This is a genomic window from Pantoea sp. VS1, from assembly GCF_002207995.1.
GTDB classification, from domain to species: Bacteria; Pseudomonadota; Gammaproteobacteria; order Enterobacterales; family Enterobacteriaceae; genus Pantoea; species Pantoea dispersa.
This window is the reverse complement of the sequence record NZ_NHZE01000002.1, coordinates 81,767-94,095: the sequence shown is the minus strand read 5'-3', so window position 1 is coordinate 94,095 and position 12,329 is coordinate 81,767. Positions and strand designations below refer to the sequence as shown.

8 protein-coding genes and 1 riboswitch are annotated in these 12,329 nt (G+C 57.8%); of the genes, 5 read left to right on the top strand and 3 right to left on the bottom strand.

From position 1 onward, the window contains the following. Positions 1–94 precede the first annotated feature (94 nt). Complete coding sequence (gene pgi / locus CBW22_RS00460) at positions 95–1,741, bottom strand: glucose-6-phosphate isomerase (protein WP_021508030.1); 1,647 nt, start codon at positions 1,739–1,741, stop codon at positions 95–97. A gap of 381 nt (positions 1,742–2,122) precedes the next feature. Then, positions 2,123–2,317, top strand: a riboswitch (Lysine riboswitch). 110 nt (positions 2,318–2,427) lie between these two features. Between pgi and lysC the strand changes: the two genes are divergently transcribed. Continuing rightward, entirely contained in the window at positions 2,428–3,783 is a 1,356-nt protein-coding gene (gene lysC, locus CBW22_RS00450; RefSeq protein ID WP_088515739.1) for a lysine-sensitive aspartokinase 3, read from the top strand. 262 nt (positions 3,784–4,045) lie between these two features. Continuing rightward, positions 4,046–4,969, top strand: a complete 924-nt coding sequence (panS, locus tag CBW22_RS00445) for a ketopantoate/pantoate/pantothenate transporter PanS (RefSeq protein WP_021508027.1) — start codon at positions 4,046–4,048, stop codon at positions 4,967–4,969. A gap of 388 nt (positions 4,970–5,357) precedes the next feature. Here the strand turns inward: panS and CBW22_RS00440 are convergent, their stop codons facing one another. Together CBW22_RS00440 and CBW22_RS00435 are read right to left on the bottom strand one after the other, a co-directional pair. Continuing rightward, positions 5,358–5,681: a DUF805 domain-containing protein gene (locus CBW22_RS00440; protein WP_088515738.1), complete on the bottom strand. Its 324-nt coding sequence runs from the start codon at positions 5,679–5,681 to the stop codon at positions 5,358–5,360. A 198-nt stretch (positions 5,682–5,879) separates the two neighbouring features. Continuing rightward, on the bottom strand, positions 5,880–6,473 hold the full coding sequence (locus CBW22_RS00435; protein ID WP_031279795.1) for a YhgN family NAAT transporter: 594 nt from the start codon (positions 6,471–6,473) through the stop codon (positions 5,880–5,882). Positions 6,474–6,691: 218 nt separating this feature from the next. Here CBW22_RS00435 and asd point away from each other — a divergent pair, with 218 nt between their 5' ends. The 3 genes from asd to glgX all read left to right on the top strand — a co-directional run bounded on the left by asd (position 6,692) and on the right by glgX (position 12,325). Next, the gene (asd, locus tag CBW22_RS00430; protein ID WP_088515737.1) at positions 6,692–7,801 is read left to right on the top strand and encodes an aspartate-semialdehyde dehydrogenase; all 1,110 of its coding nucleotides are present in this window, start codon (positions 6,692–6,694) and stop codon (positions 7,799–7,801) included. 358 nt (positions 7,802–8,159) lie between these two features. Continuing rightward, positions 8,160–10,346, top strand: coding sequence for a 1,4-alpha-glucan branching enzyme (gene glgB, locus CBW22_RS00425; protein ID WP_058757592.1), 2,187 nt, complete (start codon positions 8,160–8,162; stop codon positions 10,344–10,346). Then, positions 10,346–12,325, top strand: a complete 1,980-nt coding sequence (gene glgX / locus CBW22_RS00420; RefSeq protein WP_088515736.1) for a glycogen debranching protein GlgX — start codon at positions 10,346–10,348, stop codon at positions 12,323–12,325. Before glgB ends, glgX begins: the two co-directional genes overlap by 1 nt. The last annotated feature ends 4 nt before the right edge of the window (positions 12,326–12,329 follow it).

Genomic DNA, 12,329 nt, shown 5'->3' with positions numbered 1-12,329 from the left:
CGTGGCAGCAAAATCCGCTTATTTGCGGCGGGGCAGTTGATCGGAACAAAAAAAAGGCGGCATGTGCTGCCGCCTGATGAGCCTGGGCGTGAAATTAACGCCAGGATTTGTAGCGATTAATTAAGCCATTGGTGGAGCTATCGTGGCTGTTAATCTGCGCATCGTTTTCCAGCTCCGGCAGAATGCGGTTAGCCAGCTGTTTGCCCAGCTCAACGCCCCACTGATCGAAAGTGAAGATGTTGAGAATCGCGCCCTGAGTGAAGATCTTGTGCTCGTACAGCGCAATCAGCGCGCCGAGGCTGAACGGAGTGATTTCACGCAGCAGAATCGAGTTGGTCGGGCGGTTACCTTCAAACACCTTGAACGGCACGATGTGCGCGACGGACTCCGCCGATTTACCGGCATCGGTAAACTCTTTCTCTACCACCTCGCGGGCTTTACCAAACGCCAGCGCTTCGGTCTGAGCAAAGAAGTTGGAAAGCAGCTTCTGGTGGTGATCGGCCAGCGCGTTGTGGGTCTGCGCCGGCGCAATGAAGTCGCATGGAATCAGCTTGGTACCCTGATGGATCAGCTGATAAAACGCGTGCTGCCCGTTGGTGCCGGGTTCACCCCAGATAATCGGACCGGTCTGGTAATCCACCGGGTTGCCGTCGCGGTCGACGTACTTACCGTTGGACTCCATGTTGCCCTGCTGGAAGTAAGCGGCAAAACGGTGCATGTACTGGTCGTACGGCAGAATCGCTTCGGTTTCGGCACCGAAGAAGTTGTTGTACCAGATACCGATCAGCGCCAGCAGCACCGGCAGGTTTTGCTCCGCCGGCGTGTTCGCGAAGTGCTGGTCCATGGCATGCGCGCCGCTCAGCAGCTGTTCGAAGTTTTCGAAGCCGATGGACAGGATGATCGACAGACCAATCGCGGACCACAGTGAGTAGCGGCCGCCGACCCAGTCCCAGAACTCGAACATGTTGGCGGTATCAATACCAAATTCGCCGACCGCTTTCGCGTTGGTTGAGAGCGCGGCAAAGTGCTTCGCCACGTGCTGCTGATCGCCGGCGGTGTTCAGGAACCAGTCGCGCGCGCTGTGGGCGTTGGTCATGGTTTCCTGCGTGGTAAAGGTTTTCGACGCCACGAGGAACAGCGTGGTTTCCGGGCTAAGCGGTTTCAGCGTTTCGGCAATGTGCGTGCCATCAACGTTGGAAACAAAGTGCATGTTGAGGTGGTTTTTATACGGACGCAGCGCTTCGGTCACCATGAATGGGCCGAGGTCTGAACCACCGATACCGATGTTCACCACGTCAGTAATCGGCTTACCGGTGTAGCCTTTCCACTCGCCGCTGATGATGCGCTCTGAGAAGGCTTTCATCTTCGCCAGCACCGCGTTCACTTCCGGCATTACATCTTTGCCATCCACGAGAATCGGCGTATTGCTGCGGTTGCGCAGGGCTACGTGCAGCACGGCGCGATCTTCGGTGCGGTTAATCTTCTCACCGGAGAACATGGATTTGATGGCGCCCGCCAGATCGGTCTCTTTCGCCAGCGCCTGGAGTTTGTCGAGGGTTTCCTGGGTGATGCGGTTTTTTGAGAAATCCACCAGCATCTGATCATCAAAGGTGGCAGAGAATTTCGCAAAACGATCGGCATCCTGCGCAAACAGGTCGGCAATCTCTACCGATTTCATCTGATCAAAATGCTGCTGCAGCGCTTTCCAGGCTGCGGTTTGTGTCGGATTGATATTTTTCATGGCAACACTCTTGTTGATATAAGAACCGTCATTCCATCCGGGCGCATCCTGTCTGGCCCGGCATGCTGAGCATTTGTTACGGCTTGCACGCGTTTCAGTATGACCACAGTTGCAACTGAAAGGAAAAAATTTGTGACGCCAGCCGCAGCGTTTCAGTTAAATCCGGCGGCGATTGTCGGCCGGTTCGCCGCGCATTACTCTGCGCGGCATCAGCAAAACACCGGTTTTTTCGCACCGCTGACTACTTTAGGCGGCTGGCGGCTGCCGGGTTTGTTTAGCAATGCGCTGCATAAGTGTAAAAATGAATTTTCCCGGCGCCGCAAGGCTGGACAGCGGAACAATTAATCAGTATTTTGTGCGCGCGACTTGCACCTCCGGGTGCAAGCCAGAAGAGGCGCGTCGCCCAGGCAGTGTGTTTGAGGATCCGTATCCGGCGAGAACACATCAGGGGGTGCGACGCCGAGGTGGTGCAACACGCGGAGTGTTGTGCTGTCGGCTGCAGGGGCTGAATCCTCTGGGTTGTCACCAGAAGCGTCCGCAGTCGGACGTTTCGCAAGGTGAAGTGCTTTTGGTGACTCATCTCCTGATCTTGTCTGTCCAATTCTGCTCTTCTCTTGTGCCAAGGCTGTTACCTGATCTTCTCTTCCGCGAATGGGAGGAGATAACCTGACACGAGGTTTTGTTACATGTCTCAATCGTTGATCGTGGCAAAATTTGGCGGCACCAGCGTTGCCGATTTCGATGCCATGAACCGCAGCGCGGACGTCGTGCTGTCTGATGCCAATACCCGTCTGGTGGTGCTCTCTGCCTCGGCGGGTGTGACTAACCTGCTGGTTTCGCTGGCTGAAGGCCAGGAACTCGAGCAGCGCGCTTATCTGCTGGATCAAATCCGCACTATTCAATATGCCATCATCGATCGCCTGCAGTCGCCGGACGTCATCCGTCAGGAGATTGATCGCATGCTGGAGAACATCATCATGCTGGCGGAAGGGGCGGCATTAGCCCGTTCGACCGCGCTGACCGATGAGCTGGTGAGCCACGGCGAACTGATGTCGAGCCTGCTGTTCGTGGAGATCCTGCGCGAGCGCCAGGTGAATGCCGAGTGGTTTGACGTACGCAAAGTGATGCGCACCAGCGACCGTTTTGGCCGCGCCGAGCCGGATGTAGCCGAGCTGAAAACGCTGGCAGCGGCTCAGCTGCAGCCGCGCACCGCAGAAGCGCTGGTGATCACGCAGGGCTTCATCGGCAGCGAAGGCAAAGGCCGCACCACCACGCTGGGCCGCGGCGGCAGCGATTACACCGCTGCGCTGCTCGGCGAAGCGCTGCAGGCGACGCGTGTGGATATCTGGACCGACGTGGCGGGCATCTACACCACCGACCCGCGTGTGGTGCCGCAGGCGAAACGCATCGAAGAGATCACCTTTGAAGAAGCGGCGGAGATGGCGATCTTCGGCGCGAAAGTGCTGCATCCGGCGACGCTGCTGCCGGCGGTGCGCAGTGATATTCCGGTGTTTGTCGGCTCCAGTAAAGATCCGGCGGCGGGCGGCACGCGCGTCTGCAACGAGACTAAAAATCCGCCGCTGTTCCGTGCGCTGGCACTGCGGCGCAAACAGACGCTGCTGACGCTGCACAGCCTGAATATGCTGCACGCGCACGGCTTCCTGGCGGAAGTGTTTGCCATCCTGGCACGCCACAGTATTTCGGTTGATCTGGTTACCACCTCGGAAGTGAGCGTGGCGCTGACGCTGGATACCACCGGTTCGACCAGCACCGCCGACAGTCTGCTGACCCAGGCGCTGCTGACCGAGCTCTCTTCCCTGTGCCGGGTAGAAGTGGAAGAGAATCTGGCGCTGGTGGCGATCATTGGCAACAACCTGTCGAAAGCCTGCGGTGTCGGCAAAGAGGTGTTCGGCGCGCTGGAGCCGTTTAACCTGCGCATGATTTGCTACGGCGCAAGCAGCTACAACCTGTGCTTCCTGGTGCCAACGCCGGACGCGGAAGAGGTGGTGCGCGCGCTGCATAAGAATCTGTTCGAATCTTAATTGACGCATAAGCCACCTGAAGCCGGACAATGTCCGGCTTTTTTTATCTCTGCCGTTCAGCCTGACGCTATTTCGGACAAATGCCAGCGGAATGCCTATGCCTGCCTGGCGATCTTTAGCAGCCGATAGGCATTTTCTGTCGTCGGCCACGCTTATGATAATGAAATGTTATGATCCGGCGCAGGTCGCTGCGGTCGTTCCCCGCGCGCCGTTTCATCTGTGGCAAAAAACCAATTAAGTAAAACGCTAAGGACATTTCTTCATGCTCGCCAAACTCACCCGCCTGTTTCCGCTCTGGGCCGTACTGCTGTCCGTTGCAGCCTATTATTCGCCGTCCACCTTCCTCGGCATCGGGCCGTGGGTAACCTACCTGCTGATGCTGATCATGTTCGGCATGGGCGTGACGCTCAACATTGACGATTTCAAACGCGTGCTGGTGCGTCCGGCACCGGTGATTGCCGGCACGTTCCTGCACTATCTGGTGATGCCGCTGGCGGCCTGGGCGCTGGCGAAACTGTTCCAGATGCCGCCGGATCTGGCCGCCGGGATGATTCTGGTTGGCAGCGTGGCCAGCGGGACAGCCTCGAACGTGATGATTTATCTGGCGAAGGGCGATGTGGCGCTGTCGGTGACCATCTCGTCGGTTTCGGCGCTGGTGGGCGTGTTCGCGACGCCGCTGCTGACGCGCTTCTACGTAGATACCCACATTCAGGTCGATGTGGTGGGCATGCTGCTCAGCATCGTCAAAATCGTGGTGATCCCGATTGGGCTTGGCCTGATTATTCACCACTCCATGAACAGCGTGGTGCGCCGCGTTGAGCCGTATCTGCCGGCGTTTTCGATGGTGTGTATTCTGCTGATCATTAGCGCGGTGGTCGCCGGTAGCCAGGGCTTTATCGGCTCGGTAGGGCTGATGGTGATCGCGGCGGTGATCCTGCACAACGCCATTGGACTGCTCGGCGGCTATTGGGGTGGCAAGCTGTTTGGCTTTGACGAATCCACCTGCCGCACGCTGGCGCTGGAAGTTGGTATGCAGAATTCCGGACTGGCGGCCACGCTGGGCAAACTGTACTTCTCACCGCTGGCCGCGCTGCCCGGCGCACTGTTCTCGGTGTGGCACAACCTCTCCGGTTCGCTGCTGGCGGGTTACTGGTCGGGTAAAACGATTGAGAAGAAGCAGAAATAACGGGGCATGCGTATCGGTGGTCATCAATGACGATCGGTTACGCACCATCGTCCTGTTGATGCCGGTGCGCATAAATGCGCACCCTACAAAAAACACGCGATAACCTTGCAGAGGGCGCAATAAATCCGCCCTCAGAAAGACGCGCAATAATCTTGTAGGGGCGCCATTCATGGCGACCGTAAACGCTCAACGGTCAAGGGTTCCCCCATAAATGCGCCCTCTGTAAAAACGCGCAATAATCTTGTAGGGTCGCCATTCATGGCGACCGCAAACACTCAACGGGCAGCGTGGCGTCATAAATAGTCATTCAAAATATTCCACTGGCGCACTAATCCTCACCTCATATAAATATGCAAGCACCAGGAACCCCTACACGGGCCGGCCCGTTTTATTCTTTTTTTACTGATGCAGGAAAAGCCAGAAAGGGAAACAGTAAATAAGGCGCAACGATCAAAAGAATAAACACTCCCCGTGAATATCCTGCATCGTTTATTCTTCTGCTGCCACAAGCCAGCGATGGCAGAACGAAAAGCAGTAAAGGAATCCATGCTATTTCATTCGTGGATGAAGCGAACACACTGAGATAACAACAAAACCAGATAATCTGGAACATCATAAAAATGATGTAGTATAAGCGGCTATCTTTGCCACTATAATCAAACGTCTTAATCAATCCATTCTTTATGGATTTTAGTAAGAGGGTCAGCGCCATTTTATTCTAACCACCACAAAAATGATGAGAGACCGCAAACTGTTCACTGTCGAAAAACACGTAAAATAGCGATTTTACGATAAAACGGATAACGCGTGTTGTGAACCTGAATGTTGTCTATAGAATACCAGGCAATAACATGTGTTGACTCATGCTATTGCCTGGTATTATTTATCGGAGCCGCCAGCATGCGAAACATTACAGTTTCAGGTAAACCCGAATCCCGTCCAGGAACATCTGCGTCGCCAGCATAATCAGGATCAGGCCCATTAATCGCTCCAGCGCGTTGACGCCTTTATCCCCCAGCAGGCGCAGGAACAGGCCGGACATCAGCAGAATCACCACCGTGACGCCCCAGGCAATCAGCAGGGCGCCGACCAGGTGCGTCATCTGATTGGGATACTGGTGTGACAGCAGCATCAGGGTGGCGAGCAGCGAGGGCCCGGCGACCAGCGGGATCGCCAGCGGCACCAGGAACGGCTCTTCGCCGGCGGGCAGGCCGCTGGTGCTGGTCTCGCCGGACGGAAAAATCATGCGAATGGCGATCAGAAACAGAATGATGCCGCCGGAAATCGATACCGTTTCGGTGCGCAGATTAAGAAACGCCAGGATGCGTTCACCGGCGAACAGGAACAGCAGCATCAGAATCAAGGCGATCAGCATCTCGCGCATCAGCACTACGCGGCGGCGCTTCGGCTCCAGGTGCTTCAGCACCGACATGAAAATCGGCAGGTTGCCCAGCGGGTCCATAATCAACAGCAACAATATGGTCGCGGATATCATTTCAGTCATCAGAGGTAAACCATCCCTTCAGGTCGGCCACAGCCGTTATAAGTTGTACTGCTGAAAAAGTTAGCGCAATCGAATTAATTCACTTGCCAGAAGTGCTGCATTTTGTAGAGTTGTGGGTCATAGGTAAACCTGATTATTACGCAGACTGGCGCGTTGCTGGCGCTGGTCTTTTTTCGCACCACCCAGGCCCCGGCCCGAGTTCCTGAGACGGACAGAAAATGAAGAATGTAGGTTTTATTGGTTGGCGTGGCATGGTCGGCTCTGTGCTGATGTCACGTATGAGCGAAGAACGCGATTTCGATGTGATCAATCCGGTCTTCTTCTCCACTTCGCAACTGGGTCAGGCTGCGCCGACGTTTGGCGGCAAGTCAACCGGTGCGCTGCAGGATGCGTTTGATATTGAGGCGCTGAAGGCGCTGGATATCATCATCACCTGCCAGGGCGGCGATTATACCAGTGAAGTCTACCCGAAGCTGCGCGAGAGCGGCTGGCAGGGCTACTGGATTGATGCGGCCTCCACGCTGCGCATGAAAGATGACGCCATCATTATTCTTGATCCGGTCAACCATCAGGTGATTCGTCAGGGCCTCGACAGCGGCATCAAAACCTTTGTCGGCGGTAACTGCACCGTCAGCCTGATGCTGATGTCGCTGGGCGGACTGTTCGCTAACGACCTGATCGAGTGGGCCTCCGTCGCGACGTATCAGGCGGCCTCCGGCGGCGGCGCGCGCCATATGCGCGAACTGCTGACCCAGATGGGCATGCTGCACGACCACGTTGCGACTTCGCTGCAAAATCCGGCCTCCGCCATTCTCGACATCGAGCGCAGCGTGACTGACTTTACCCGTTCCGGCACGCTGCCGACCGACAACTTCGGCGTACCGCTGGCCGGCAGCCTGATCCCGTGGATCGATAAGCAGCTGGACAACGGCCAGAGCCGCGAAGAGTGGAAAGGCCAGGCGGAGACCAACAAAATTCTCTCGACCCGTCACACCATTCCGGTCGATGGCCTGTGCGTGCGCGTCGGCGCGTTGCGCTGCCACAGTCAGGCGTTCACGTTGAAGCTGAAAAAAGATGTGCCGCTGAACGAAATCGAACAGCTGCTGGCCGCGCACAACGAGTGGGTGAAAGTGGTGCCGAACGATCGCGACATCACCATGCGTGAACTGACGCCTGCTGCGGTGACCGGTACGCTGACCACGCCGGTGGGCCGTCTGCGTAAGCTGAACATGGGGCCGGAGTATCTGTCGGCCTTCACCGTCGGCGATCAGTTACTGTGGGGCGCTGCCGAACCGCTGCGTCGCATGCTGCGTTTGCTGATCGACTAAGCGCAGCGCGAATCCAGACAGGCCGGGGTTTCCCGGCCTTTTTTCTTTCCACGGGAGTGCAAAACTTAACCCAAATTGCGCCCGACAAGTGATCAGCTTCCCCTTTTTGCTCGCCCGATAACAATTTTTTGCGTTCCACCCTGGCTTCTGCCAACCCCAAGCTATGATTTAACAGTGATGTGCCGGTTGTTAACTGTTTTTACTTTGCGAATGGAATAGTTGTTGTACACGGCCAGGATCTTTCCCACGGAGGGTGTCCTTCCTTGCTGCTGTATGTATGGCTCATGAAAAGCAGCGCACCTATAGCGACAATCCTGTCTCTCCGGTCGCCTGCGCAAAAAATCATAGGAAGAAAGTCATGTCAGAGCTTCCCGATCGCCATGCGATCAATGCCCTTTTCGCCGGGAATTATGCCGACCCCTTCTCAGTACTGGGGATGCACCAGACCACACAAGGTCTTGAAGTGCGTGCGCTGTTACCGGATGCATCCGAAGTCTGGGTGATTGAAACTAACACCGGCCGCAAATGCGCCCAGCTTAAATGTCTTGATTCGCGCGGCTTCTTCAGCGGCGTGATCCCGCGCCGTAAAAACCTGTTTCGCTACCAGCTGGCAGTCAACTGGCACGGCCAGCAAAACCTGATCGACGATGCCTACCGCTTTGGCCCGCTGCTGGCGGAGATGGATGCCTGGCTGCTGGCCGAAGGCACGCACCTGCGACCGTATGAAACGCTCGGCGCGCACGGTACCACCATTGATGGCGTCGCCGGCACGCGCTTCGCCGTCTGGGCCCCGAACGCGCAGCGCGTTTCGGTGGTAGGCGAGTTTAACTTTTGGGATGGCCGCCGCCATCCGATGCGTTTCCGCCGCGAGCTCGGCATCTGGGAGTTGTTTGTCCCCGGCGCGGTTAACGGCCAGCTGTACAAATTCGAGATCATTGATGCGCACGGTCAGATGCGCATCAAAGCCGATCCGTTCGCCTTCGAGGCGCAAATGCGTCCGCAGACCGCCTCGATGATCTGCGGCCTGCCGCCGAAGCTGGAGATGCAGCCACAGCGCAAAATCGCCAACGGCTTTGACCAGCCGATCTCCATTTACGAGGTGCATCTCGGTTCGTGGCGTCGCCACACCGACAACAATTTCTGGCTGAGTTACAAAGAGCTGGCCGAACAGCTGGTGCCCTATGTCAAAGAGATGGGGTTTACCCATATCGAACTGTTACCGATCAATGAGCATCCGTTCGACGGCAGCTGGGGCTATCAGCCGCTCGGCATGTACGCGCCGACGCGCCGCTTCGGCACGCGCGATGAGTTTCGTCACTTTATCGCCGCTGCCCACGAGGCGGGTCTCAACGTGCTGCTCGACTGGGTGCCGGGCCATTTCCCCAGCGACGATTTTGGCCTCGCCAAATTCGACGGTACCGAGCTGTACGAGCACAGCGATCCGCGCGAAGGCTACCATCAGGACTGGAATACGCTGATCTACAACTTTGGCCGACGCGAGGTCAGCAACTATCTCTCCGGCAATGCGTTGTACTGGATGGAGCGCTTCGGCATTGATGGCCTGCGCGTCGATGCGGTGGCGTCGATGATCTATCGCGACTACAGCCGCAAAGAGGGTGAGTGGGTGCCTAACCAATTTGGCGGCCGTGAAAACCTCGAAGCCATCGCCTTCCTGCGCCATACCAACCGCACGCTGGGCCGCGCCGCACCCGGCAGCATCAGCGTGGCGGAAGAGTCTACCGATTATCCCGGCGTGACGCGGCCATCCGAAGATGGTGGCCTGGGCTTCTGGTTCAAATGGAACCTCGGCTGGATGCACGACACCCTCGACTATATGAAGCTCGATCCGGTGCATCGCCGCTACCATCATCAGCTGATGACCTTCGGCATGCTGTACAACTACACGGAAAACTTCGTGCTGCCGCTGTCGCACGACGAAGTGGTACACGGCAAAAAGTCGATCCTCGACCGCATGCCGGGTGATACCTGGCAGAAATTTGCCAACCTGCGCGCCTATTACGGCTGGATGTGGGGCTTTCCCGGCAAAAAACTGCAGTTTATGGGCAATGAATTCGCCCAGGGGCGGGAATGGAACCACGACACCAGCCTCGACTGGCATCTGCTGGAGGGGCTGGATAACTGGCACCACGGCGTGCAGCGACTGGTACGTGACCTGAACCACAGCTATCGCCACTTTTCGCCGCTCTATCAGCTCGATTTCGATGCCAGCGGCTTCGAGTGGCTGGTGGTCGACGATCACGAAAACTCGGTCTTTGTATTTGTACGCCGCGACCGCGAGGGCAACGAACTGATCGTCGCCAGTAACTTCACGCCGGTGCCGCGTCACAACTATCGCTTCGGCGTGAATCAGCGCGGCGGCTGGCGCGAAGTGCTGAACACCGACCAGCATGATTATCACGGCAGCGATCTGCGCAATCACGGTATCGTCCATACCGATGACATCGCCAGCCACGGGCGCGCGCAGTCGTTAAGCCTGACGCTGCCGCCGCTCGCCACGCTGTGGCTGGTGCGGGAGGGCGATTGATGCTCCAGGCGGGCCAGCCGGTACCGCCGGGTGCCCATTATGACGGGCGCGGCGTCAACTTTACGCTGTTCTCGCGCCACGCGGAGCGGGTAGAGCTGTGCCTGTTTGATGAACAGGGGAGTGAGCAGCGTTTCCCTCTGCCGGCGCGTAGCGGTGACATCTGGCACGGCTATGTTCCGGCGCTAAAGCCGGGGCAGCGCTATGGCTACCGCGTGCATGGACCGTGGCAGCCAGAGCGCGGTCATCGTTTCAATCCGGCCAAACTGCTGGTCGATCCCTGTGCCAAAGCGGTATGCGGCGCGGTGCCAGACGACGCGCGCCTGCTGGGTGGAGAGTGGCAGCAGGATGATGCCGATAGCGCTGGCGTTGCCCCCAAATCGCTGGTGATCGCCGACGATTTTGACTGGCAGGACGATTGTGCGCCGCGCACGCCGTGGGGCAAGACGGTGATTTACGAGGCGCACGTTCGCGGCCTGACGCAGCAGCATCCGGAAATTCCGGAAAGGCTACGCGGGACATATGCGGCGCTGGGGCATCCTGCTATGGTGAGCTATCTGCGCCGGCTGGGTATCACCGCGCTGGAGCTGCTGCCGATAGCCGCGTTTGCCAGCGAGCCGCGCCTGCAACGGCTCGGCCTGAGCAACTACTGGGGCTACAACCCGTTTGCGCTGTGGGCGCTGCATCCGCATTACGCGGCGGGTGAAGCGGGCCAGACGCCGCTGCAGGAGTTTCAGCAGGCGGTAAAAGCGCTGCACGCGGCGGGCATTGAAGTGATTCTGGACGTGGTGTTCAACCACAGCGCCGAGCTGGAAGAGATTGGCCCGACACTGTCGCTGCGCGGCGTCGACAACGCCAGCTATTACTGGCTGGGCGATAACGGTGAATATCACAACTGGACCGGCTGTGGTAATACGCTGAACCTCAGCGATCCGCAGGTGCTTGACTGGGCGCTGGGCGCGCTGCGTTACTGGGTGCAAACCTGCCACGTTGACGGCTTTCGTTTCGATTTGGCCAGCGTGCTCGGGCGCACGCCGGATTATCGCCAGGATGCGCCGTTGTTTGTGGCCATGCAGGCCTGCCCGGTGCTGTCGCAGGTGAAACTGATCGCTGAACCCTGGGATATCGGCCCCGGCGGCTATCAGGTGGGCAACTTTCCGCCGGGCTTCGCCGAATGGAACGACCATTTTCGCGATACGGCGCGCCGCTACTGGCTGCACGGTGAGTTGAGTAACGGTGATTTTGCCCGCCGCTTTGCCGGCTCCAGCGATGTATTTCAGCGCGCGGCGCGTCTGCCACACGCCAGCATTAATCTGATCACCGCGCACGACGGCTTCACGCTGCGTGACGTGGTGAGTTATAACCAGAAGCATAATCAGGCCAACGGCGAAGATAATCGCGACGGCAGCAGCAGTAATTTCAGCCATAACCATGGTTTTGAAGGGCTGCAGGGCAACTTCGATGTGGTCGAGCGGCGGCGGCGCAGCGTGCACGCGCTGCTGACCACGCTGCTGCTGGCGCAGGGCACGCCGATGCTGCTGGCCGGTGACGAACGCGGTCACAGCCAGCACGGCAACAATAATGCGTACTGTCAGGATAATCCGCTCACCTGGCTGAACTGGCAACAGGATGATTTTGGACTGGTCGACTTCACTGCCGCGTTAATCCGGCTGCGTCAGCGTATTCCCGCGCTGACGCAGGACAGCTGGTGGCAGGAGGGCGATGGCAACGTGCAGTGGTTGAATGCCAGCGGCAAACCACTGGAAAGGGATGAGTGGGAACAGGGGATGCACAGATTGCAGATCCTGCTCTCCGGCCGCTGGTTACTAACGATAAACGCCACGGATTCGGTGAGTGACCTTGCCTTACCAGACGGAGAATGGCGAGCCATTCCTCCTTTCGCCGGGGAAGATAACCCCATCCTGACAACTGTCTGGCACGGGCCCGCACACGGCGTGTGTGTGTTCCTAAAGCAATCATAAGGAG